18 protein-coding genes are annotated in these 23,649 nt (G+C 67.1%); 8 read left to right on the top strand and 10 right to left on the bottom strand.

Translation table 11 applies throughout. The features are described from left to right. Positions 1 to 6: 6 nt before the first annotated feature. The 6 genes from EAH84_RS05895 to EAH84_RS16535 form a co-directional block, all read right to left on the bottom strand. Positions 7 to 1,302, bottom strand: a complete 1,296-nt coding sequence (locus EAH84_RS05895; protein WP_140869161.1) for an MFS transporter — start codon at positions 1,300 to 1,302, stop codon at positions 7 to 9. A gap of 191 nt (positions 1,303 to 1,493) precedes the next feature. Next, positions 1,494 to 2,153, bottom strand: coding sequence for a DsbA family oxidoreductase (locus EAH84_RS05890; RefSeq protein ID WP_140869158.1), 660 nt, complete (start codon positions 2,151 to 2,153; stop codon positions 1,494 to 1,496). A gap of 37 nt (positions 2,154 to 2,190) precedes the next feature. Beyond that, positions 2,191 to 3,765: a L,D-transpeptidase family protein gene (locus EAH84_RS05885; protein WP_140869155.1), complete on the bottom strand. Its 1,575-nt coding sequence runs from the start codon at positions 3,763 to 3,765 to the stop codon at positions 2,191 to 2,193. A gap of 126 nt (positions 3,766 to 3,891) precedes the next feature. After that, on the bottom strand, positions 3,892 to 6,114 hold the full coding sequence (gene katG / locus EAH84_RS05880) for a catalase/peroxidase HPI (protein WP_140869152.1): 2,223 nt from the start codon (positions 6,112 to 6,114) through the stop codon (positions 3,892 to 3,894). 223 nt (positions 6,115 to 6,337) lie between these two features. Further along, entirely contained in the window at positions 6,338 to 7,168 is an 831-nt protein-coding gene (locus tag EAH84_RS05875; RefSeq protein ID WP_140869149.1) for a glutaminyl-peptide cyclotransferase, read from the bottom strand. A 144-nt stretch (positions 7,169 to 7,312) separates the two neighbouring features. Further along, positions 7,313 to 8,170 carry a cold-shock protein gene (locus tag EAH84_RS16535; RefSeq protein WP_140869146.1) on the bottom strand — a complete coding sequence of 286 codons (858 nt, stop codon included), beginning with the start codon at positions 8,168 to 8,170 and terminating at the stop codon, positions 7,313 to 7,315. A gap of 211 nt (positions 8,171 to 8,381) precedes the next feature. On the opposite strand from EAH84_RS16535, the gene EAH84_RS05865 reads away from it, so the two are divergent. The 6 genes from EAH84_RS05865 (at position 8,382) to rpoN (ending at position 13,637) form a co-directional block, all read left to right on the top strand. Then, positions 8,382 to 9,194, top strand: a complete 813-nt coding sequence (locus EAH84_RS05865) for a TerC family protein (protein ID WP_140869143.1) — start codon at positions 8,382 to 8,384, stop codon at positions 9,192 to 9,194. A gap of 48 nt (positions 9,195 to 9,242) precedes the next feature. Continuing rightward, positions 9,243 to 9,863 carry a ribonuclease D gene (locus EAH84_RS05860; protein ID WP_140869140.1) on the top strand — a complete coding sequence of 207 codons (621 nt, stop codon included), beginning with the start codon at positions 9,243 to 9,245 and terminating at the stop codon, positions 9,861 to 9,863. A gap of 6 nt (positions 9,864 to 9,869) precedes the next feature. Then, the gene (lptC, locus tag EAH84_RS05855) at positions 9,870 to 10,508 is read left to right on the top strand and encodes an LPS export ABC transporter periplasmic protein LptC (protein WP_140869137.1); all 639 of its coding nucleotides are present in this window, start codon (positions 9,870 to 9,872) and stop codon (positions 10,506 to 10,508) included. Between the two features lie 5 nt (positions 10,509 to 10,513). After that, on the top strand, positions 10,514 to 11,065 hold the full coding sequence (locus EAH84_RS05850; RefSeq protein ID WP_140869134.1) for an LptA/OstA family protein: 552 nt from the start codon (positions 10,514 to 10,516) through the stop codon (positions 11,063 to 11,065). Between the two features lie 127 nt (positions 11,066 to 11,192). Beyond that, positions 11,193 to 11,972 (top strand): LPS export ABC transporter ATP-binding protein, encoded by a 780-nt coding sequence (gene lptB / locus EAH84_RS05845; protein ID WP_140869131.1) that lies wholly within the window; start codon positions 11,193 to 11,195, stop codon positions 11,970 to 11,972. A gap of 180 nt (positions 11,973 to 12,152) precedes the next feature. Then, positions 12,153 to 13,637, top strand: coding sequence for an RNA polymerase factor sigma-54 (gene rpoN, locus EAH84_RS05840; protein WP_140869128.1), 1,485 nt, complete (start codon positions 12,153 to 12,155; stop codon positions 13,635 to 13,637). Between the two features lie 26 nt (positions 13,638 to 13,663). On the opposite strand, the gene EAH84_RS05835 is transcribed toward rpoN, so the two are convergent. From EAH84_RS05835 to EAH84_RS05825, 3 genes are all read right to left on the bottom strand, one after another. Then, the gene (locus tag EAH84_RS05835) at positions 13,664 to 15,481 is read right to left on the bottom strand and encodes an autotransporter outer membrane beta-barrel domain-containing protein (protein ID WP_140869125.1); all 1,818 of its coding nucleotides are present in this window, start codon (positions 15,479 to 15,481) and stop codon (positions 13,664 to 13,666) included. Positions 15,482 to 15,592: 111 nt separating this feature from the next. Beyond that, entirely contained in the window at positions 15,593 to 17,248 is a 1,656-nt protein-coding gene (locus EAH84_RS05830; RefSeq protein WP_140869122.1) for a S10 family peptidase, read from the bottom strand. Positions 17,249 to 17,462: 214 nt separating this feature from the next. After that, positions 17,463 to 18,473 carry a ligase-associated DNA damage response exonuclease gene (locus tag EAH84_RS05825; protein ID WP_140869119.1) on the bottom strand — a complete coding sequence of 337 codons (1,011 nt, stop codon included), beginning with the start codon at positions 18,471 to 18,473 and terminating at the stop codon, positions 17,463 to 17,465. Positions 18,474 to 18,622: 149 nt separating this feature from the next. Between EAH84_RS05825 and EAH84_RS05820 the strand changes: the two genes are divergently transcribed. Both EAH84_RS05820 and EAH84_RS05815 read left to right on the top strand, forming a co-directional pair. After that, a complete protein-coding gene (locus EAH84_RS05820; protein WP_140869116.1) occupies positions 18,623 to 21,031 on the top strand; it encodes a ligase-associated DNA damage response DEXH box helicase in 2,409 nt (802 codons plus the stop codon). Between the two features lie 265 nt (positions 21,032 to 21,296). Then, entirely contained in the window at positions 21,297 to 22,250 is a 954-nt protein-coding gene (locus EAH84_RS05815) for an aspartyl protease family protein (protein ID WP_140869113.1), read from the top strand. Between the two features lie 77 nt (positions 22,251 to 22,327). Here EAH84_RS05815 and EAH84_RS05810 read toward each other — a convergent pair whose 3' ends face one another. Then, positions 22,328 to 23,470: an MlaA family lipoprotein gene (locus EAH84_RS05810; protein WP_140869110.1), complete on the bottom strand. Its 1,143-nt coding sequence runs from the start codon at positions 23,468 to 23,470 to the stop codon at positions 22,328 to 22,330. Positions 23,471 to 23,649 lie beyond the last annotated feature (179 nt).

Genomic DNA, 23,649 nt, shown 5'->3' with positions numbered 1-23,649 from the left:
GCAAAATCAGCGCCCGACCAGCGCACTCGACCGGGTTTCGGGGAGCCGCCAGAAGGCATAACTGGTGATCGCGAGCATCACCGCGACATACCAGTAGAAGCCGCTCTCATACCCCCGCGATTTGGCGAACAGCGCGGCATATTCGGCGGTCCCGCCGAACAGCGCGTTGCCGATCGCATAGGGGAATGCCACCCCCAGATTGCGGATGTGCGAGGGGAACAGCTCCGCCTTGATCAGCCCGCTGATCGCGGTGTAGCCCGACAACAGCATCAGCAGCCCGACGATCGCCGCGAATGCCACGAGCGGCGAGCCGGCATGGCTGAGCAGCGAGAAGGCGGGAATCGTCGCGATCATCCCGCCAATCCCGAAGAACAGCAGCAGCGGCTTGCGCCCGACCCGGTCGGACAGCGCGCCGAACGCGGGCTGCGCGAGCATGTAGACGACCAGCGCCGCGGTCATGATCTGGGTCGCGGTGTCGCGCGCGAAGCCGGTGGTGTTGACCAGGAACTTCTGCATGTACGTCGTGTACGCATAGAAGCCGAGCCCGCCGCCCGCGCTGATGACGACGACCAGCAGGAATTCGCGCGGGTGTTCGCGCCACAGCCTGCCGAGCGAGGATGCGGGCCGATCCGCGGGCATCGCGCGAAACGCGTCGGTCTCGTCGAGCCGCCGCCGGATCAGATAGACGCCGAGCGCGAGCACCGCGCCGAGCGCGAACGGGATCCGCCACCCCCACGCCTGGAGCTGCGCTTCGCTGAGCACCGCACCCAGCAACAACGCGACGAGCAGCGCGCACAACTGGCCCCCGATCAGCGTGACATATTGAAAACTCGCCCAGAAACCCCGGTTCCGGTCGGTCGCCATTTCCGACAGATAGGTCGCGCTGGCCCCATATTCGCCGCCGACGCTCAGCCCCTGCAGCATCCGCGCGACCAGCAGCATCGCGGGCGCCCCTACCCCTGCCATCGCGTGGGTCGGCGCGACCGCGACCATCAGCGACCCGCCCGCCATCAGCACCAGCGACAGCGTCAGCCCCGCCTTGCGCCCATGCCGATCGCCATAGATGCCCATGATCCACGCGCCGAGCGGCCGCATGAAGAACCCGACCGCGAAGATCGCCGCGGTGCCGAGCAGCGCCGAGGTCCGGTCGCCCGCGGGGAAGAACACCCGCGCGAAATAGATCGCGAACGCGGCATAGGCGTAGAAATCATACCATTCGACGAGATTGCCCGCCGACCCGCCGATGATCGAAAACAGCCGCCCGTGGCGCCTCCGCGCGGTATCATCGATCGTGGCGCTCATCGTCCCCCTCCCCGTTTGACGCGGAGGCTTATCGGCAATCGGGGGAAGCGCCAACCTTACGCGCTCATCGTAGCGCGCGGACACGTTCACCGACCCGTTCGTGCTGAGCCTGTCGAAGCACGGTGAGACTCACGCCCTTCGACAAGCTCAGGGCGAACGGTTGGGAGTTGATCGATCGCATGTCATCACGCTCAGGCCGGGGCGCGCGCTTCGACCTCGGCGGCGATCTGGCGGAGCGCGCGTTCGAACGCGTCGGCGGGCTGCCCGCCCGAGATCATATAGCGGTCGTCGATCACGATTGTCGGCACCGCGGTGACGCCCTCGCGCCGCCAGCGCGCTTCTTCCTCGCGGACGCGGTCGCCATGCGCATCGCTGGACAGGATTTCCCGCGCCGCGTCGGCATCGAGCCCCGCGACCTGCGCCGCGTCGACCAGCACCGCGTGATCGCCGATGTCGCGCCGCTCGGTGAAATAGGTGGTGAAGAGCGCGTGCTTCAACGCGAGCGCCTTACCCTGTTCCCCGGCCCAATCGAGCAACCGGTGCGCGTCAAAGCTGTTGTAGATCCGCCCACCCGGCGCGGCGCTCATCGTGAAGCCCACTTCCGCCGCGCGCTGCCGGATCGCGTCGCGGTTGGCCGCCGATTGCTGCGGCGTCGCACCATATTTCTCGGCGATATGTTCGCCGATGTCCTGCCCCTCAGGCCCCATCGCGGGATTGAGTTCGAACGGATGGAGCCGGATATCCGCCTCGACATCGTCGATCCGGTCGAGCGCGATCTCGAGCCCGCGCAGCCCGATCACGCACCACGGGCAGACGACGTCGGAGACGAAATCGATGGTCAGGCGGGTCATGCTCTCAAACTCCCATGCGGTGGTGCCACGGCCATTCCTACGGCCCCAGGTCGATCGCGTCTGCGTGCGCGCGCGCATTCGACGTATCGCGAAACCCGAGCGCCTTGGCGATCGGCGCGTTCCAGCCATAGGGATCGGTGCGGAACGCGATGTCGCCCCCCGCATCGACGAACACATTGTGGTAGAGCAACCGCACCGGAATTTCGTGCGGCAGCGCGACGAAGCTCTGGTCGCTGCCCGCGTGCGCCTTGTCCCAGGCCTCGGTGACGCCCTCGTCCGCCGCGATCATCTGCGCGAAGCCGAGCGCATCGTACACCCGGACGCAGCCGTGGCTGAGCTGCCGCTGGCTGCGATCGAACAGCGATGGCGCTTCGGTATCGTGGAGATAGATCGCCTGATCGTCCTTCATGTCGAACTTCACCAGCCCGAGCGCGTTGGTCGGCCCCGACAGCTGGACGATATAGCCACCGCGGCGGACCATATTGTGGCTCTTGAGATAGCTCGCCCCGACGTGCGCCATCTCCGCCTTCTCGATCGACTTCGGGACCGTCCAGGTCGGGTTGGCGACCAAGCGATAGATCGGCGCCAGCAACGACGGGGTTTCCCGGCCCGGCTGCCCGACGATCACCTTGCGGGTGTCGACCAGCGTGCCGTCGCGATAATAGTTCAGGCTCGCCGCCGCGGTGTTGACGTCGATCCGAGTCGCGGGCGGGGCCCGACGCAGCCAGCGCAGCCGTTCCATCGCCACCGCGAGCGCGCGGGCGCGGTCGCCCGGCCTCAGGTTCAGCACGGTAAGCGTATCGGGGCCGACGACGCCATCCGCCCGGATCCCATAATCGCGCTGAAGCTGCTTCATCGCGGTGGCGATCCGCGCGGTATACTGGTTCCCGGACGCAGCGCCGCCAGTCGCGGGAGCACTCGCGCCCTGCCCCGTCGAGCCACCGGCGGTCGAATAATAACCGCCGCCGCGCAACTGCTGGACGATCGCGGGAACGCGCGGGTCGCGGTCGCCGATATGGATCAGCCCGTTATCCGCGATCGCTGCAGTGCCACCGCCCGATTGCTCCGCATAACGGCGGTACGCGCTCGACAGCGCGGCATAATCACCATCCTGCGGGACGAGGCTCGCGAACCACGCCCCGAGATTCCCCTCCGCCACCGCCTTCGTGAGCCCGCCGATCAGATCGGGGCCGGGGCGCGGGATGGTATAGACGTCGTGCAGCGTCGAGGGGTCGACCACGCCCTTGGCCAGCGCCGAGGCATAGCGCAGCGCGGCCCCGGTGCGCGCGACTTCCTGCACGGCCTTGTTCTGGCTGTCGGGATTCTGGAGGAACTCGACCTTGTCGAGCCCGTGCTGCGCGCGATCGGCAAGTGCCGCATCAAACGCCTGCGCCGCGTCGGTGGTCCACACTGGCCGCCACCCGTTGCGCTGGTAGAATGCCTGCGTCGCCGACTCCGACGCGGCGGACTTCAGCGCGGCGGCGTCGATCGGCGATGGCGCAACCGCCGCATTCGGGGTCGATTGAGCGCCCAGCGCGGGCGAGGCGGTGAGAGATGCCAGCGCGGCGGCAAGCGCGGCTCCGGCGACGATAGTGCGGGGTGTGATGGTCATGTGAAGGCCAAACGCCCGATCGACCGGTTCGCTCCCGTCACCATCGCCGCGTGCCACGCTGACATGAAACCGGCCCCCCGCGTTACCGCGAGGGGCCGATCTCATCGAACCGATCGGGTGAGCGGCTTATGCCGCCAGGTCGAACCGATCCGCGTCCATCACCTTGATCCACGCCGACACGAAATCGCGGACGAACTTGTTGCCCGCGTCGTTCGACGCATAGACTTCCGAAATCGCGCGCAACTGCGAATTCGATCCGAACACCAGGTCGGTGCGCGTCGCGGTCCACTTGTGTTCGTGGGTCGCGCGATCGGTGCCGACATATTCCTCATCGCCGCTCTCGTCGACTTCCTTCCACGCGGTGCCCATATCCATCAGGTTGACGAAGAAGTCGTTGGTGAGCTGTCCCGGACGCTTGGTCAGCACGCCGTGCTGGGACCCGCCGTGGGTCGCGCCGAGCACGCGCAGACCACCGACCAGCACCGTCATCTCGGGCGCGCTCAGCCGCAGCAACTGCGCACGGTCGAGCAGCAGTTCCTCGGTCGGCACGCTGAAGCTGACCTGCAGATAGTTGCGGAATCCGTCGGCCTTGGGTTCGAGCACCTCGAATCCTTCGGCGTCGGTCTGTTCGGCGCTCGCGTCGGTCCGGCCCGGGGTGAACGGCACGTCGACCGCATGACCCGCATCCTTCGCCGCCTTCGCGACCCCGACGCAACCGCCGAGCACGATCAGGTCGGCGATCGACACCTGCGTGGAACCGCTCTTGCCGTCGAAGTCCGCCTTGATGCCCTCATACGTCTTGAGCACCTTGGCAAGCTGGTCGGGCTGGTTGACCTCCCAATCCTTCTGCGGCGCCAGCCGGATGCGCCCGCCATTGGCGCCGCCGCGATGGTCCGACCCGCGATAGGTCGCCGCCGATGCCCAGGCGGTCGTCACCAGTTCGGCGACCGACAGCCCCGAATCGGTGATCGCCTGCTTCAGCGTCGCGATGTCGTCCGCGTCGATCATGTCATAATCGGCGGCGGGGATCGGATCCTGCCAGATCAGGTCTTCGGCGGGAACGTCGGGGCCAAGGTAGCGCGCCTTGGGGCCCATGTCGCGGTGGCACAGCTTGAACCATGCGCGCGCGAACGCATCCGCGAACTGATCGGGGTTCGCGCGGAACCGCTGCATGATTGCGAAGTAGGCGGGGTCCTTCTTCATCGCCATGTCGGCGGTGGTCATCATCGTCGGCACCTTGACGCCGGGCGTGTGCGCCTTGGGTGCCTGGGTTTCTGCCGGATTGCCGACCGGCTGCCACTGCTTGGCGCCCGCCGGGCTCGTCACGATTTCATAGTCGTGATCGAGCAGGTTGTCGAAATAGGTCATGTCCCACGTGATCGGCGTCGGCGTCCACGCGCCCTCGATCCCGCTGGTGATGGTGTGGTCGCCAATCCCGGTCTCGTGCGTCGACATCCAGCCAAAGCCCTGCGCCGCGATATCGCCGCCCTCGGGCTCGACCCCGACGAGATTCGCGTCGCCCGCGCCATGCGCCTTGCCGAAAGTATGGCCACCCGCGGTCAGCGCGGCGGTCTCCTCGTCGTTCATCCCCATCCGCGCGAACGTCTCGCGGATGTCACGCCCCGATCCCAGCGGATCGGGGTTGCCGCCCGGCCCTTCGGGATTGACGTAGATCAGCCCCATCTGGATCGCCGCGAGCGGGTTCTCGAGCACCTTCTCCTGCTCTTCGTCGATCCGGGTATCGCCTAGCCATTCCTCCTCGGTGCCCCAATAAATGTCCTTTTCGGGCTCGAACACGTCGGCGCGACCGCCGCCGAAGCCGAACACCGGGCCACCCATCGATTCGATCGCGACGTTGCCCGCCAGGATCATCAGGTCCGCCCAGCTCAGCTTGCGGCCGTATTTCTGCTTGATCGGCCACAACAGGCGGCGTGCCTTGTCGAGGTTGCCGTTGTCCGGCCAGGAATTCAGCGGCGCGAACCGCTGCGACCCCGACGACGCGCCGCCGCGCCCGTCACCGGTGCGATACGTACCCGCCGAATGCCACGCCATGCGGATGAAGAACGGGCCGTAATGCCCGTAATCGGCCGGCCACCACGGCTGGCTGTCGGTCATCAGCGCGGTCAGATCCTGCTTCACCGCGGCGAGGTCGAGCGTCTGAAACGCCTCGGCATAGTCGAAATCGTCGCCCATCGGGTCGCCGGTCAGGCCGTTCTGGTGGAGGATGTCGATCGACATCTGGTTGGGCCACCAATCGCGGTTGGTCCGCCCGAGCAGCGAGCGCACCGCCGCCTCGTTCTTCATCGGGCAACCATTGCCCAGGGGATCGCCGCTGGTGTGAGCATCCATCTCTGTTCTCCTGAAAATGCGAAAGTCCCGGTCGTTCTACACGGTTACACAGAACGACAAAAACGATTAAACTCGTGCATCGTGAGTGACTGAGACGATCACCGATCACCAAGGTCGTCGGCGTGTAGGGCGCGATCATAGTTGATCGCACCACCATAACCCGTTCGTGCTGAGCCTGTCGGCGCTGAGGGCGGGTCGATCAGACTCTCCCGTTATTGATCGCTCACCCCTCGATCGCGATCTCGAACAGCATCGGCCACAGCTTGCCCGTCACGAACAGCCGTCGCCCTTTGGCGTCCCATGCGATCCCGTTGGCGACTGCCTCGGGGTCGCGCGCCTTCACCTCGGCGACGATCGGCCTGAGGTCGATCACCGCGGTGACATGACCGTCGGCGGGGTCGACCCGGATCAGGAATGGCTGGTGCCAGACATTGGCGAGGATCGCGCCGTCGACCCATTCGAGTTCGTTGACCTCGGTCAGCGCGCGGCCACCGACGGTGACATTCACGCGGCGACGCACCGCCAGCGTCGCGGGATCGTGGAAGGTCAGCGTCGCGCTGCCGTCGGAACGGATCAGCGAGGTCGCGTCGGCGGTCAGCCCCCAGCCTTCGCCGGTATAACGCGCGGTCCCCACCGGTGTCAGCGTCGCGGCGCTCCAGCGGTGCGCGACGCCATCGTGCCACGTCAGGCTGACGAGCTGGTCGCCCCATGCCGCCAGCCCTTCGCCGAACTGGCTCGCGGGAATCGTCGCGCGGCGTTCGACCATGCCATCGGCGAGCCGGACGCGGCGCACCTCCGACCGTCCCTCCAGCCCGACGCTCTCGTAGAGCGCGCCGTCGTGCCAGATCAGCCCTTCGGTGAAGGCGGCAGGATCGTGCGGATAGCGGTGGACGACGCGCGCGGTCAGCAACGGGACCGGCGCGGGCGTCGTGGCTGGCGTGGGCGCGGGAGCAGATGTGATCGCGGGCGTAGCCTGCTGCGCGCGCGGGATCATCGCCGCGGCGGGCAACAATGCCAGCCCCGCCGTCAGCCATCCCCATCCGCGCTTCGTCATCCGCTCATCCTTCGCTGTTCGCCATCGGCGCCATCCGCAAACGGCTCGCCGTCCACGCCAAGACGCAAACGGCCCGCCGGGACGATGCCGGGCGGGCCGTTCGTTCGATGATCGCGGGTGAACCCGCGCTTTACGAGTCGGTCGTTACGACGACGCGCCCTGCAGGTTGACCGCCGCATATTTGCCGCGCCGATCGACCTCGAGCTCGAATTCGAGCCGGTCACCCTCGTTGAGCGTCTGCATCCCCGCGCGTTCGACCGCCGAGATGTGGACGAACGCATCGGGCTGTCCATCGTCGCGCTGAATGAAGCCGAAACCCTTCATCGCGTTGAAGAACTTGACCGTGCCCGTCGCCTTCTCGCCCGTCAGCTCGCGCTGTGGGCCACCGGCATTGCCGCCGCCGCCGCCGCCGCCGCGCTCTTCACGCTCGCGCGGCGGACCGCGATCGGTGACCGCCATCGGCTCGCCGTCGATCTTGAGGTCGGTCGCGGAGATCCGGCCACCGCGATCGACGAGCGTGAAGCCCAGGGGCTGACCCTCGGCGAGACCCGTGAGCCCCGCCTGTTCGACCGCCGAGATATGCACGAACACGTCCTCGCCGCCATCATCGCGCACGACGAAGCCGAAGCCCTTTTGCCCGTTGAAGAATTTGACGATGCCGGTGCCTTCGCCGACCACCTGGGGGGGCATGCCGCGGCCACCGCCGCCACCGCCGCCACTGAAGCCGCCGCCGCCGCCGCCGCCACTGCGGAAGCCACCGCCGCCACCGCCGCCACCGAAGCCGCCGCGATCACCGCCGCCCCCGAAGCTGCTGCCGCCGCCGCCGAAGCCGCCACGATCGCCGCCACCAAAGCCGCCGCCACCGCCACCGCCACCGAAGCCGCCGCGATCACCGCCGCCGAAACTGCTTCCGCCGCCGCCGAATTCGTCGCCACCGAAATTGTCACGCTTGTCGCGACCGCGCCCGCCACGATTTCCGCGGCCACCTTTATCAAAACCCATAACCCTGTTCGTCTTCCCGGTTCGCCCGCAATCCATCCCGTCGAAACCCCACGCGCCGGACGACGAACGCGGACCCCCGGGCGCGAAACCTTTTGCGCCTTGAGAATCGCCATAGCGCAATATGCAAGACGCTGCATGTAAATTCGGTGGTCTGCGCGCGGGTTCGCCACGAATACTTGCCACCTTGTGGCGCAGACGGCACAGGGTAGCGATGGACGCCCTGTTTATCCTCCTTGCCAGCCCCGCCGCCTGGGCCGCGCTCCTCACCCTGATCGTGCTGGAGGTGGTGCTCGGGATCGACAATCTGATCTTCATTTCGATCCTGTCGAACAAGCTCCCCGCGGCGCAGCGCAGCAAGGTTCGGCGACTCGGGATCGGGCTCGCCTTGATCCTCCGGCTCATCCTGTTGTCGATGATCGCGTGGCTGGTCGGGCTGACCGCGCCGGTGATCGACCTCGGCCTCGTCGGCGCGCCGGGTCCGCATGGCGAACCGACCTTCGACACCGCATTTTCATGGCGCGACCTGATCCTGATCGCGGGCGGGCTGTTCCTGGTCTGGAAGGCGACCAAGGAAATTCACCACAATGTCGATCACGATACCGACACCGGCGATACCGCTCCCGGCGTTCCCGGAAAGGCGGCGATGACGGTGGGCAGCGCGCTCGTCCAGATCCTGCTGCTCGACATGGTGTTCTCGATCGATTCGATCCTGACCGCGGTCGGGATGACCGACGAGTTGCCGATCATGATCGTCGCGGTGATCGTCGCGGTCGGAGCGATGATGGTCGCCGCCGATCCGCTCGCCAATTTCATCAACCGCAACCCCACCGTCGTGATGCTCGCGCTGTCGTTCCTGCTGATGATCGGGCTGGTGCTGATCGCCGATGGCTTTGGGGTGCATGTGCCCAAGGGCTATATCTACGCCGCGATGGCGTTCTCCGCGCTGGTCGAGACGCTCAACATCGTCGCCCGGCGGCGCAAGGTGGCCCGCAGCCCAACGCCCCGGCCCCCGACGACGCATTGAGCGATCAGGCCCATTGAGCGATCAGGCAACGTGGCGTAGGGCGCGACGATGACCGTCCATTTCCACGAAGAAGACATCCCCGCCGATCTGTTCGCGCCCGGCGCCGCGATCGCGGTGGATACCGAGACGATGGGGCTTTTGACCCCGCGCGACCGGCTCTGCGTGGTCCAGCTATCCGATGGCGGCGCCGACGAGCATCTGGTCCGCTTCAGCCCCGGCAGCGACTATGCCGCGCCCCACCTCAAGTCGCTGCTGGCCGACCCGGCGCGCGTCAAACTCTATCATTTCGGCCGGTTCGATATCGCCGCGATCCAATATTATCTCGGCGTCGTCGCGGCGCCGGTGTATTGCACCAAAATCGCCTCGCGGCTGGTGCGGACCTATACCGATCGCCACGGCCTGAAGGAACTCGTCCGCGAACTGCTCGGCCAGGATATCTCGAAACAACAGCAATCGTCCGACTGGGGCGCGCCCGAGTTGAGCGACGCGCAAAAGGACTATGCCGCCAGCGACGTGCGCTTCCTCCACCGCCTCCGTGCGGAACTCGACCGGCGGCTGGTTCGCGAAGGCCGGATGGGGATTGCGCAGGCGTGCTTCGATTTCCTCCCCGCGCGCGCCGCGCTCGATCTGGCGGGCTGGCCCGAAACCGACATTTTCGCGCATGCGTAGCCCGCGATGTCGACGATAACGCAGCGCGACCGGTCGGGGCGCCAGTCCTGGGCCGCGCCGGGATCGAGCCACGATAAGCTCGTCGGCGTGCTCGGCGTCGCGCTGCCGATCGCGATCGGGGTGCTGGCGGCGTTCCTCGTCATGGCGCCGCTCACCGCGGGCGGCGATGTGTCGTTCGTGCTCGACAAGAACAAGGTCGCCGTCGCCAAGGAACGCCTCAAGATCCAGTCCGCCACCTATCGCGGCCAGGATGCCAAGGGCCAGAAGTTCGCGCTGAACGCGGGCTCCGCGATCCAGCAGAGCTCGGCCGAACCGATCGTCCAATTGAACCAGCTCGCCGCCGAAATCCAGCTGCCCGACGGCCCCGCGCAGATCAAGGCGAACACCGGGCGCTACGACATGGACACCGAACGGGTGAAGATCGACGGCCCCGTCGTCGTCCGCGCCCCCGACAATTACCGGCTCCAGACCAGCGACGCGACGATCGACCTCAAGCAGCGCCGGATGCAGAGCGAGGGTGCCGCGACCGGCACCGTGCCGCAGGGGACGTTCAGCGCCAACAGCATGAGCGCGAACCTCGAAAATCGCACCGTGACGCTCGATGGCCATGCCCGCTTGCGGATCGTCCCCGGACGCACGAAATAGCTGCGATGCGCGTCTTCCCTCTCCCCGCCCCGATCCTGACCCTCGCGCTCGGCGCGCTGATCGCGGTGTCGCCTGCGCTGGCGCAGCGCGCGCATAATTCGCGCGCGCCGATCGACTTCTCCGCCGACCATATCGAACTGCAGGACAAGGCGAATCGTGCGGTCCTGTCGGGCAGCGTCGCGGTCAAGCAGGCGGAAATGACGCTCAACGCGGCGCGGATGACGGTGAGCTACACCGGCCAGGTCGTCGGCGGCAATCCGCAGGTCTCGCGGCTCGATGCCGCGGGCGGGGTGATCGTCCACCGCCCCGATCAGACCGCGCGCAGCCAATATGCGATCTACGACCTCAACCGCCGCGTCGTTACGATGCTCGGCGCGGTGACGCTCGACCAGGGCGGCAACACCGTCAACGGCGGGCGGCTGACGCTCAACCTCGATTCCGGTCGCGCGGTGATCGACGGATCCTCGGTCGCGGGGTCGAGCGGCGCGGGCAGCGGCGTCACCCAGCGCGGTGGCCGGGTCACCGGCACCTTTTCGGTTCCCGACCGCAGCAACTGATCGCACGCCGGTCGGCGTTCCACCGTTTCGGGGGTTTCGCTCAGGCCGGACATGCGCCATGCACGTTTCCTGCCAACCACCGATGCGGTAAGCATCCGGTAACCCTTTGTTGCGAGGCATCCGATCCATGGACGCAGTCACCGAGACACTGGACCACGCCGAACCGATCCACGAAGCCCCCGTCAGCGTCGGGCTCCAGGTCGTCTCGATCGCCAAGTCGTACGACAAGCGCACCGTCCTCACCGACGTGTCGGTCACGGTCGGCCAGGGCGAGGTCGTCGGGCTGCTCGGCCCCAATGGCGCGGGCAAGACGACGTGCTTCTATTCGGTGATGGGGCTGGTGAAGCCCGATTCGGGCCGGATCATGCTCGATGGCGAGAATATCACCGGGCTGCCGATGTACCGCCGCGCGATCATGGGGCTGGGGTATCTGCCCCAGGAAACCAGCATCTTTCGCGGGCTGTCGATCGAAAAGAACATCCTCACCGTCCTCGAACTCTCCGAACCCGACAAGGCCGTACGCGCGCGCAAGCTGGAAACCTTGCTCGACGATTTCGGGCTGACCAAGTTGCGCGCCAGCCCCGCGATGGCGCTGTCGGGGGGCGAACGCCGCCGCGCCGAAATCGCGCGCGCGCTCGCCGCCGATCCCAAGATCATGCTGCTCGACGAACCGTTCGCGGGGATCGACCCGATCTCGATCGCCGACATCCGCGACCTCGTGATCGATCTGAAGCGGCGCGACATCGGCGTGCTGATCACCGACCACAATGTCCGCGAGACGCTCGACATCGTCGATCGCGCGTACATCATCTACGACGGCCGCGTGCTGTTCAGCGGCAGCCCCGCCGAACTCGTCGCCGACGCCAACGTCCGCCGCCTGTATCTGGGCGAGGGATTTTCGCTGTAGGATCATGAGGGAACATGCGCCTCGGCCAAGTTCTCCCTCTCCCCTTGTGGGAGAGGGAAGGGGCCCGCTGCGGAAGGCAGTGGGAAGGGTGAGGGGGACGTCACCTCCCACCACTCCCCCTCATCCTTCCGCGGCGCTGCGCACCGCTCCCTCCTTCTCCCACAAGGGGAGAAGGACTTTATGAGTCTCGCCCCCCGCCTCGACCTGCGCCAGTCGCAATCGCTGGTGATGACCCCCCAGCTCCAGCAGGCGATCAAGCTGCTGGCGCTGTCGAACCTCGAAATCGAAGGGTTCATCGCCGAAGAGGTCGAGAAGAACCCGCTGCTCGAGGCGGCGCAGACCAACGAAATCGTCCGCCCCGAACGCGCCGAGGCGCCCGATCCCGCGGGTGCCGACGAACTGGTCGCGGGGTCCGCCGCGGGCACCGCCGCGGCCGAACCGCTCGACCTCGACTACGCAACCGAAAGCCATCAGCAGGACAGCGTCGCCGATGGCGGGGGCAGCTTCGACGGCGGCCTCTCGATGACCGGCGGCGCGACCGGGTCGATGGGCGGCGAGGCGCCCGATCTCGACGCCCTCGCGGATACCGGCGCGACGCTCGCCGACCATCTGTTCGCGCAGGCGGGCGCGGTGGTCAGCGGCGGCGACTGGTTCATCGCGCAGCATCTGATCGACCAGATCGACGAGGCGGGGTATCTCACCGTCCCGCTGCTCGATGTCGCGACCCGGCTCGGGGTCGCGCTCGCGCGGGTCGAACAGGTGCTGGCGCTGATCCACACGCTCGATCCCACCGGGGTCGGCGCGCGCGACCTCGCCGAATGCCTCGCGCTCCAGGCCAAGGAAGCCGATCGCTACGACCCGTGCATGGCCAAGCTGATCGCGAACCTCGATTGGCTCGCGCGCGGCGATCTCGCGCGGCTCAAGCGGCTGTGCGGCGTCGACGACGAGGACATGGCCGACATGATCCGCGAACTGCGCGGCTATGACCCCAAGCCCGGCTGCCGCTATGGCGGCGAACCCGCGCAGGCGGTGACTCCCGACCTGTTCGTCGTCCGGACGGTCGCTGGGTGGGGCATCGAACTCAACGGCGCGACACTGCCCCGCGTCCTCGTCAACCGCCGCTATTACAACGAACTCAGCACCGGCCCGCAGGACAAATCGTCGAAGGCCTGGCTGTCCGACGCGCTCGCGTCCGCCAACTGGCTGGTCAAGGCACTCGACCAGCGCCAGCGCACGATCATCAAGGTCGCGACCGAGATCGTGAAACAGCAGGAGGCGTTCTTCCTCCACGGCGTCGCGCACCTCAAACCGCTCACCCTCGCGCGCGTCGCCGACGCGATCGAGATGCACGAATCGACCGTCAGCCGCGTCACCAGCAACAAATATTTGAGCTGCGCGCGCGGCCAGTTCGAGCTCAAATATTTCTTCACCAGCGCGATTCAGGCGGCGGACGGCGGCGACGCGGTGTCGGCAGAGGCGGTCAAGGCCGCGATCCGATCGCTGATCGCGACCGAGGGCACCAAGATCCTCTCCGACGACACGCTGGTCGACCTGCTCAACGCCAAGGGCTTCGACATCGCGCGCCGCACCGTCGCCAAATATCGCGAGGCGCTGGGAATCGGCAGCTCGGTCCAGCGCCGCCGCCAACGCGCGCTGGAGGGGTAGCCGACGCGCCCCTCCAGCACGTCGGGTCAGAACGCCATCGACAATCCGGCAAAGGCGGTGACGATATCGCGATCGTCGCGCAGCGCGTAGCCGCTGACCCCCGCCCGGGCCGATAGCGGGCCGATCAACTGGCCATCGACCCCCATCGCATAGCTCATATATTCACGATCCGCTCTGGTCACGCTGGTGGTATAGCTGATCGGCGCGCCCGCGGGCGTGATCGTGAACCGGCGCGGATCGTCGGTGAAATTGCGCTCGTAATCGGCGCGCGCGAAGAAGCCGACCGGCGATCCCGGCAGCGCCCGCGCGACCATCCCCGCCCGCCCCGTCCAGCCTTGAATCCGCTGGCGACCGAACGCCACATCGGTCGATGTCGTGCCGCCTTCCGCATAGCCATCGATCGTCAGTTTCTCGTATTGCACCGCGACATCGGGGCCGACGCCGACGCCCGCCGCCCTGAACAGGTCGACCGCCGCGCTGACGCGTCCAGCGACATAATCGCCGTCGGTTTCACCCCGGTTGGTCCGCGACACCGGCCCCAGCTGCACCCGGCGCGAGATCCGGTCGTAGTTGATCCTGCCATAGGTGCCGTCGGCGATGACGCGAAACGGCCCTACCCCGGCGCGGGCATAGCCGTTCACCGTCCAGGTCTTGGCGCGATAGCTGCCCGTGCCGAGCGAGAAATCGCCATGGCCGTCGCCATAGCCGCCAGCGATGCCGATCCCCGATGTGTCATTCAGCGACAGGTCGGCCCCCAGCGTCGCCGCAAAGCCGCGTTCGGTGATCCCGATGACCTGGTTGCTGCCGGTCTTGCTGTAATAATGATAGCCGACGCTGCCGAACAGCGCGAGCCGCTGGTCCGCGCGCGCCGCATTGCCGCGTTCGGCGCCCTCGATCAGGTCACGCTGCGCGCGGAACATCGATTGCGCGGCATAGCCGAGGCCCGCGACCTGTTCGGGCGCGCGCACCAGGCTGGCGATCGCATTGCCCTGGATTTCCTGCACGATCCCGCTCGGGTGGACGCTGTCGGCGAGGACATAGGTGCGGTTCGCATTGGGCGAGACCAAAGTCGCTTGCGTGCAAAAGAGCGACGACGACACGGTACACGCCTGCCCCGTCACGTTGGTGATACCGAACGCAGCGGCGTTGGCGACGATCTCGTTGAACAGCTTGTTGGTGTCGAAATACAGCGCGTTGACGTTCGCGCCGGCGAGCGCGGCGGCATAGGTGCGGTTGAACAGCTGGAGCGCGGGTGCGCCGCCGCTCTGCACCGCCAGCGTCACGATCCGCTGCGCGCCCGCGGCCTGCGCCCGCTGGACGACCGCTGCCAGCTGGGTCGCCGCGGTAGTCAGGATCGCATCGTTGTTCGCGCCCAGCGCGTTGTACGCGAAATAATCGTTACCCCCGCCCTGGATATAGACCAGATCGCGCGGGCCGAAGGTGCCGCCGCGCGCCAGATAGCCCGACAATTGGCTCGCGATCGGAATGCTCGCGCCATTGGCGGCGGTGACGCGCGCGCCACCGATCGCGTAGTTCGTGCCGATCGCGGCGGTGGTACCATAGGCGGTCTTCAGGTCGATGCCGAGCCGCGCCGCCATGACTTCGGGTGCGACCGGATCGGGATTGGTCGTGAAACTGCCCGCCCCCGCGGGCAGGTTCGGGATCAGCGGTACGAAAAAGCCGCCGTCGGCCAGGCTGTCGCCGAACACGATGATCCGGTCGACCGGTTCTTTTGCGGCGGTGGCGGTTGTCCCCGCCCTCGCTTGCGGCTGGGTCTGCGCCAGCGCCGGGGTGGCGACCGAGACCAACAACAGCGGCAGTAGCGCGCGCGAACAACGAAGCATGACATCTCCCCCAGGACGTCCAGCCTGTGAGCGGCTGGCAGCCCCGCCGCGTCAGCCGAACGACCCGACTTGTCAAGCGATCTCGGCGGCTTGCGCGACCACGGCGGCGGGTCACCCCGGCGGCGTATCCCCCGCGACGTCACCCGACAGCGACGGTGCCTGCGGCGGCGTCGCACGCCTGGCGTCGGACACCGCCTCGTCGTACCACGCCGACAGGTCGCGCTTCATCGCGTGGAGCGCCTCGGGGTTGAGATACGTCATGTGCCCCGCGGGATAATAGCGGAACGCCAGATTACCCTGCTGCCCCGGCTCGAGCAGCATGTGGTTGAGATCGAACTCGGTCCCGAAGAACGGCGTCGCCATGTCGTAATAGCCGTTGAGCGACAGCACTTTCAGATACGGATTGCCGCGCATCGCCGCGCCCAGGTCGACCGCGGTATTGGGGTTGTTCTGTTCGCCGCCGCGCCCCGGTGCCTCGTGCTTCCAGTTCCACGCCCATCCCGCCGAATCGCGCGCGCTGAGGCGGTACGGCATCTCGGTCTTGTACCCCAAGGTGTGCGTCACATAGTCCATGAAGGTGCCGATGAACGCGCCCGAGATCGCGTCCGACGACGCGTCGGTTTCGGGGCGCTCGCCCGCCGCGTCGGCATCGACCCCCATGTAGCGCGAATCGAACCGCCCGATCGTCTGGCGGCTGTCGCGGAGCAATTCCTTCTGGAATCGCGCCAGATCGACGCGCAGGTTGGCGCGCTTGATGAAGTCCGCCGACAGCCCGGTCAGCTGGCTCATCTGAGTCGCCACCGCGTCGCGCTCGACCGGCGAAATCGTCTGCCCCTTGGCGAGCGCGGCCATATAGGGTCCGTTCGCAAACGCGCGCGCCTGCGCCACGATCGTCGCGACGTCGGCCGGGCGATTCTGGAGGCGATTGTGATACCAGGCGGTCGCGGCATAGCTCGGCAAATAGTTGATATACACCTGGTCGAGCCCCGGCTGGCGATAGCCATAGTTCATGATCGAGCTCAGCAGCACGACGCCGTTCAGCGCCATCCCGCGGTCCTGCAACTGATACGCCAGCGCCCCCGACCGCGTCGTCCCATAGCTTTCGCCGAAAATGAACTTCGGGCTGTTCCACCGCCCGAACTTGGTCGAATAGCGGATGATCGCCTTGGCGAAGATGTCGGCGTCCTCGTCGACGCCATAAAAGGCCGCGGGCTTGGTATCGCCCAGACTGCGCGAATAGCCCGCGCCCATCGCATCGAGGAACACGATGTCGGTCTTGTCGAGCAACGTGTCGGGGTTCGGCCCGAAATCGAACGGCGCGGGCTTGATGAATTCGGGGTTGGCGGTGCGCAGCCGCACCGGCGCGAACGACCCCATGTGGAGCCAGAAACTGGGGCTGCCCGGTCCGCCGTTGTAGAAAAACGTGATCGGTCGCTTCGTCCCCGGCTTCACCCCGTCGAGCGTATAGGCGACGTAGAACATGCTCGCGGTCGGCTTGCCCTCGGTATCGCGGACGGTGAGCGTTCCCGCGGTCGCGGTATAGCCCAATCGCCGCCCGTCGACCGTCACCGCGCCCTTCGACTTTTCCTCGCGCTCGGCGACCGGCGCCAGCGCGACCCCCGCCGCGGCCTCGTCCTTGGCGGTCTCGTTCGCCTGTTCCATCACCGACTTGTCGCCACCTTTGCCGCCGGATTGGGGCATGTCCTGCGCGACCGCAGGACTGAGGGCGAGCGACAGCAACGGGAGAAGCAGCAGCGAACGATGCATGAAAGGTCCTCGGTCAAAAGCGGTAGGGCAAGCATCATGCCGCAGTTTCGGGCCTGCGCAAGAGCGCTTGTCCAGCCAGCACCCCAAACTTCCGTTCGTACTGAGCCTGTCGAAGCACGTGCCCCAATCGCGAGTCTCGCGTCACGCGTCCTTCGACCAGCTCAGGACGAACGGATTATCGCCTGCTGCCGGGGAGCCCCTCGATCGCTAGCCCTCAATCGTCCTCGTCCTCGAACCCGACCAGCGCCAGCGCGCGCGCCTTGATCTGGCGGGTCATGCACCAATGGACCAGCGCATCGTCGCGGCCATGCGTCACCCACACCTCCTTCGGCGCGATCTCGATCAGCGTCGCGGTCAGTTCATCCCAGTCGGCATGGTCCGACAGGATCAGCGGCAGCTCGACATTCTTCTGCCGCGCGCGCTGGCGGACGCGCATCCACCCGCTCGCCATCGCGGTGATCGGATCGGGCAGCCGCCGCGACCAGCGATCGTTGAGCGCGCCCGGCGGACACATCACGACATGCCCCATCATCGCCGCCTTGGGCACGTCCGCGGTCGGGATCAGCTCGCCGAGCCGAACGCCATGCTCGGCATACAGCGTACACAGCCGCTGCAGCGCACCGTGGATATAGATCGGTGCTTCATGCCCGCGTTCGCGCAGCTCGGCGATCACCCGCTGCGCCTTGCCGAGCGCATAGGCGCCGACGAGGATGCAGCGATCGGGATTGGCGTGGAGCGCAGCGACCAGCTTGTCGATCTCGTCCCCCGTCTCGGGATGGCGGAACACCGGCAGCCCGAACGTCGCCTCGGTCACGAAGACGTCGCATTTCACCGGCTCGAACGGCGCGCAGGTCGGGTCGGCGCGGCGCTTATAGTCGCCCGACACGACCACGCGCTCGCCGCGATAATCGAGCACGATCTGCGCCGATCCCAGCACATGCCCAGCAGGGACGAAGCCGACATCGACCCCGTTGTCCTTGGGCCCCAGCCGAATCGTCTCGCCATAACCGACCGGATGCCCCGCCTGTTCGCCATAACGCGCGTCCATGATCGCGAGGGTTTCCGGCGTCGCCCAGACCGCGGCATGGCCGCCGCGGGCGTGGTCGGCATGGCCGTGGGTGACGAGCGCCCTGGCCGACGGAATCGACGGATCGATCCACGCATCGGCGGGCTTGACGTAGATTCCGTGCGGATGCGGTTCGATCCAGTCGCCGAGCTTTGCCATCGTGACTATATGGTTGGGATGACGCCCGGTTCCATCCTGTCCTCACCCCCCCACGCCGCAGAACCCTGCGGCGCTCCTCCCCTCTCCCACCGGGAGAGGGGCAAGGCGGCATCGCCGCCACGGGGTGAGGGCAGCGAGCGCGGCGCGCGTTGACCGCCCTCCCCCAACCCCTCACCGACTGGTTCGCGACCCGCGGCTGGCAACCCCGCCGCCACCAGCTCGCAATGCTCGACGCCGCGCGCGCCGGTCACCACGCGCTGCTCGTCGCGAGCACCGGGGCGGGCAAGACGCTCGCCGGGTTCCTCCCCACCCTCGCCGACCTGATCGACCACCCAAGGGACGGCCTCCACACGCTCTACGTCTCGCCGTTGAAGGCGCTCGCGGTCGACATCCAGCGCAACCTCGTCACCCCGCTCGACGAGATGGGGGTCGATCTGCGTGTCGAAACCCGCACCGGCGACACCCCGTCGGACCGCAAGGCGCGCCAACGCGTCAAGCCGCCGCAGATCCTGCTCACCACCCCCGAATCGCTGTCGCTGCTGCTCAGCTACCCCGACAGTTTCACGATGTTCGCCGGGCTCAGGACGATCGTGATCGACGAAGTCCACGCCTTCGCAACCGGCAAGCGCGGCGATTTGCTCAACCTGTGCATGGCGCGGTTGCAGCGGATCAGCCCCGACCTGCGCCGCGTCGCGCTGTCCGCAACCGTCGCCGACGCCGACGGCTATCGCGCGTGGCTCGCCCCCGACGGCGACATCGACACCGTCGACCTCGTCATCGGCGACAAGGGCGCCGACCCCGACATCGCGATCCTGTTGCCGCAGGGGCGCGTCCCCTGGTCGGGGCATTCGGGGCGCTATGCGGCCGAACAGGTGATGGCGGAGATCGAGACCCACAAGACGACGATCGTGTTCTGCAACACCCGCAGCCTTGCCGAGCTGATCTTCCAGGATCTGTGGAAGGTCAACGACATGAGCCTTCCGATCGGGGTCCACCACGGCAGCCTCGCGTTGGAGGCGCGGCGCAAGGTGGAGGGCGCGATGGCGGCGGGGCGGTTGCGCGCGCTCGTGGCGACCGCGAGCCTCGATCTCGGGGTCGACTGGGGCGATGTCGATTGCGTCATTCAGATGGGCGCACCCAAGGGATCGAGCCGCCTGCTCCAGCGGATCGGGCGCAGCAACCACCGGCTCGACGAACCCAGCGAGGCGATCGTCGTCCCCGGCAACCGCTTCGAATATCTCGAGGCGCGCGCCGCGCTCGACGCGGTCGAGGCGGGCGAGCTCGATCCCGACATCTTCCGCCTCGGCGCGCTCGACGTCCTCGCGCAGCACGTCATGGCGTGCGCGTGTGCGGCCCCGTTCGACCAGGCGGCGCTGCTCGACGAGGTGCGCTCCGCCCTCCCCTATTCGGCGCTGACCGACGCGCTGTTCGACCGTGTGCTCCAGTTCATCAGCGACGGCGGCTACAGCCTCAAGGCCTACGACCGGTTCAAGCGGCTGACCCGGGACGCCGACGGACTCTGGCGGGTCAGCCACCCCAAATTCGTGACGCAACACCGTCTCAACGCGGGGATCATCGTCGAATCGACGATGCTCGCCGTCCGCTTCAAGAACGGGCGCAACCTCGGCAAGGTCGAGGAGGGATTTGCGGCGTCGCTGTCGATCGGCGACACCTTCTTCTTCGCGGGGCTGAGCTGCGAGGTGATGAAGATCGACACCGCCGACGTCATCGTCCGCGCCTCGTCGAAACCGGCGCGCATCCCGACCTATGGCGGCAGCCGGATGCCGCTGTCGACCAACCTCGCCGACCGCGTCCGCGGCTTCCTGGCCAGCCCGCAGGAATGGGCGCGCTTTCCCGACGACGTGCGCGAATGGCTCGAATTCCAGGCGTATCGGTCGGTCCTGCCGGGGCCGGGGCAGTTGCTCGTCGAGACCTTCCCGCGCGAGGGGCGGCATTACATGGTCGCCTACAGCTTCGAAGGCTGGAACGCGCACCAGTCATTGGGGATGCTGATCACGCGGCGGATGGAGACGCAGGGGCTCAAACCGCTGGGATTCGTCGCCAACGACTATGCGTTCGCGACCTATTCGATCGACCCGGTCACCGATCCCGCGAGCCTGTTCAACCCCGACATCCTCGAACATGAATTCGTCGACTGGGTCCAGCAATCGCACCTCTTGAAGCGCGCGTTCCGCGAAGTCGCGGTGATCGGCGGCCTCGTCGAGCGCCAGCACCCCGGCAAGCGCAAGACCGGCAAACAAGTCACCTTCTCGACCGACCTGATCTACGACGTCCTGCGCAAATACGAACCGTCGCACCTCCTCCTCCAGGCCGCATGGGACGATGCCCGCGCGAAAATGACCGACGTCGGGCGGCTCGCGCACCTGCTCGATCGCGCCGCCGACACGATGGTCCATGTCGACCGCGACCGCGTCACCCCGCTCGCGGTGCCCGTGCTGACGCTGATCGGCCGCGAAAAGGTCGCCACCAACACCGCCGACGACGCGCTGCTGATCGAGGCCGAAGCGCTCGCGGCGGAGGCGATGCGGCTGGATTAGTGCGCGATGACGTTACGTTGATCCGTTCGTGCTGAGCTTGTCGAAGCACGGCGAGACTGAAGCCCTTCGACCCGGCCCCATGAAAGTGATACTTTCATGGGAGCCCGACAAGCTCAGGGCGAACGGTTCCAAAACCGGATCGACCTTACGTCGGCGCGCGCCAGCCTCCTTCATGTCGCCCCGGCCTCCGCCGGAAGGTGGGGCGAAGGGCGAACGAAACGCACGCCTTGCCAAAGGCCCGGATCGGGCGCATCCTCCGCGGATCATGATCAACGGAGCGATCCTGGCCACGCTGGCCGCTGCGGCGGCGACGGTGATGTCTGCGCAGATCGTCATCCCCCCGCCGACCGATCCCGTCGCCCCGCTGTCCGATTTCGACATCGCGCTGGGCAATGCGCAGACCCGGCTGACCGTCCCCGTGTCGATCAAGGACCGGGGGCCGTGGAATTTCATCATCGACACCGGCGCCGAACGCACCGTCGTCAGCCGTGAACTCGCGGGAATCCTCGGCCTTCCCGCCGGGCCCGGCGTCCGCGTGATCGCGATGACGGGCACCACCAGCGTCGCCACCGTGATCGTCCCCGAACTCAGCGTCAGCACGATCAGCCACGAAACGATCGACGCCCCCGCGCTCGAAACTCGCAACCTCGGTGCGCCCGGTATGCTCGGGATCGACGCGCTCCAGGGGCATAGCGTCGACATCGATTTCGATCGCAACCGCATGGTGCTCCGGCCGTCGCGCAAGCGCAGTTCCACGATCCGCCGCAATTCCGACGACATCGTTATCACCGCGCAATCGCTCTACGGCCAGTTGATCGTCACCGACGCGCGCTATCGCGGCAAGAAGATCGCGGTCGTGATCGACACCGGCTCGGCGATGAGCGTCGGCAACATCGCGCTCCAGACGATGATGGCCAGCAAGCTGCGCCCGCTCGGCCCGATCTCGATGCTGTCGGCGACCGGGGGTACGCTCGTCGCCAATTCGTTCAGCGTCGACGGGATCGAGATCGGCGGCATTGGCTTCCAGAATTTCCAGATCGCGTTCGCCGATGCGCCGCCGTTCAAGCGGTTCGGGCTCGAAAAGCGCCCCGCAGTGCTGCTGGGGATGGATTCGCTCCGCCTGTTCCGCTCGGTCGCGATCGATTTCGCCAACCGCGAAATCCGCTTCAAACTGCCGCGCAACGGCATTGCGATCGGCTCGTTCCCCTCCGGGGTGTGACCCGCGCTCGCTGGTTCCTGGGCACTGCAGCAATCGCGTCGACTACCGCCGCCGCCGTGGCAGCCAAGCCACTCATCTTATGGTGGTGTGCCCCCGCCTTCGCTGTCGGTCGCGGGAGGCGGCGTGCCGCCGGGAAGCGTGTTGCCGTCCGCTTTCGGCGTATTCCGGCCTCGTAATTGGTCGATCTCGGCCTGGCGACGCGCCAGATAATAGGTTCGCGCCGCGGCATAGGGATTGGGCGCCGCCTTGATGTCCTTCAACTTGTCGTCGATCCGTACCCGGTGGTCGAGCGACCGGAACGCGCTGCTCGGCACCGTATAGGTCGTCCCGGTAAACGGTTTCCCGACCGCGGTCGGTAGCACCAGCCCGTCCACCGCATTGCCGAGCGCGTCGCGTAGCGTCGTCGGCCCGATCAGCGGCAGAAAGAAGAACGGGCCGGGTCCGACCCCGTAGAAGCCGAGCGTGTTGGAGAGCGAGTTGGTCCGCGGCTTCAGCTTGAACGGCTTGCGCCGTGCAATATCGAACAGCCCCAACACGCCCAGCGTCGAATTGATCGCGAAACGCGCCACGGTTTCGGCGGCCTTGCCGATCTTGTGTTGCAGCACGAAATTCAGGAAATTGTCGGGTTCGTGGAGGTTGCGAAATACATTGCGCAACCCGTCGCGCAGCGGTTGGGGCGCGATGCTGCGGTACACCCGCGAGATCGGTCCGACCACCGCCGTGTCCGCCTTCTGCGTCAACGCAAATGATTGTTCGTTGATCGCCTCTAAGGGGTCTCCCGGCGGGTGACCGGCGCGCCCGACGACCACGATATCCGCCTGCGCACCCTGGATCATCGATGGTTCGCCATCGCTCACGGGCGCGAGCGCCTGCTGCGCCGGAGGATCCGCGTACATCGTCAGCGGTACGGGCGGGGGCGTCGGCGGTTGGATCGTGATCGGCGGATCGGCATCCATCGTCGCCGGGGCGGACGGGGGCGTCGGCGCGGGGATCGTGATCGGGGGCCGAGGCACCGCCGCCGCGGCCCGCTCGCCCGGCGCGGTTTGTGGCTCGACCTCCGCAGCCATCCCCTCCGCCGCGGCGCTTGCCTGCGCTTCGCGCGGCGGCGCCGCGATCGGCAGCGGGGCGATCGGCGGCGGGGCAGGATCGATGCCGACGATGACCAGTGGCTGATAGGCGTTCGCGATCAGCATCGCGGCGCCGACGGCGACGATGCTCAACCCGCTGCCTCCTGCAGAAATCGCCCAATGAAGTGCTTCATGCCCGTCCCTTGAGCCGCATGCCCGACGCGGATGCGGCGGGCTCCACAAAAATCGGATAAAGCCGGGTGCCCGATCACGCAGTCACGCTCCCACGCGTAGGCGATATGTGAACGCGTGCGCTACCCCAAATGGCGTAA

The sequence above is a fragment of the Sphingomonas oligophenolica genome (assembly GCF_006438955.1).
Taxonomy (GTDB): Bacteria; Pseudomonadota; Alphaproteobacteria; order Sphingomonadales; family Sphingomonadaceae; genus Sphingomonas; species Sphingomonas oligophenolica_A.
This window is presented reverse-complemented; position numbering and strand designations above follow the sequence as displayed.

Coding starts and splice junctions, on each gene's coding strand:
- EAH84_RS05895 (WP_140869161.1), bottom strand. CDS start 1,302: ATGAGCGCCACGATCGATGATACCGCGCGGAGGCGCCACGGGCGGCTG.
- EAH84_RS05890 (WP_140869158.1), bottom strand. CDS start 2,153: ATGACCCGCCTGACCATCGATTTCGTCTCCGACGTCGTCTGCCCGTGG.
- EAH84_RS05885 (WP_140869155.1), bottom strand. CDS start 3,765: ATGACCATCACACCCCGCACTATCGTCGCCGGAGCCGCGCTTGCCGCC.
- katG (WP_140869152.1), bottom strand. CDS start 6,114: ATGGATGCTCACACCAGCGGCGATCCCCTGGGCAATGGTTGCCCGATG.
- EAH84_RS05875 (WP_140869149.1), bottom strand. CDS start 7,168: ATGACGAAGCGCGGATGGGGATGGCTGACGGCGGGGCTGGCATTGTTG.
- EAH84_RS16535 (WP_140869146.1), bottom strand. CDS start 8,170: ATGGGTTTTGATAAAGGTGGCCGCGGAAATCGTGGCGGGCGCGGTCGC.
- EAH84_RS05865 (WP_140869143.1), top strand. CDS start 8,382: ATGGACGCCCTGTTTATCCTCCTTGCCAGCCCCGCCGCCTGGGCCGCG.
- EAH84_RS05860 (WP_140869140.1), top strand. CDS start 9,243: ATGACCGTCCATTTCCACGAAGAAGACATCCCCGCCGATCTGTTCGCG.
- lptC (WP_140869137.1), top strand. CDS start 9,870: ATGTCGACGATAACGCAGCGCGACCGGTCGGGGCGCCAGTCCTGGGCC.
- EAH84_RS05850 (WP_140869134.1), top strand. CDS start 10,514: ATGCGCGTCTTCCCTCTCCCCGCCCCGATCCTGACCCTCGCGCTCGGC.
- lptB (WP_140869131.1), top strand. CDS start 11,193: ATGGACGCAGTCACCGAGACACTGGACCACGCCGAACCGATCCACGAA.
- rpoN (WP_140869128.1), top strand. CDS start 12,153: ATGAGTCTCGCCCCCCGCCTCGACCTGCGCCAGTCGCAATCGCTGGTG.
- EAH84_RS05835 (WP_140869125.1), bottom strand. CDS start 15,481: ATGCTTCGTTGTTCGCGCGCGCTACTGCCGCTGTTGTTGGTCTCGGTC.
- EAH84_RS05830 (WP_140869122.1), bottom strand. CDS start 17,248: ATGCATCGTTCGCTGCTGCTTCTCCCGTTGCTGTCGCTCGCCCTCAGT.
- EAH84_RS05825 (WP_140869119.1), bottom strand. CDS start 18,473: ATGGCAAAGCTCGGCGACTGGATCGAACCGCATCCGCACGGAATCTAC.
- EAH84_RS05815 (WP_140869113.1), top strand. CDS start 21,297: ATGATCAACGGAGCGATCCTGGCCACGCTGGCCGCTGCGGCGGCGACG.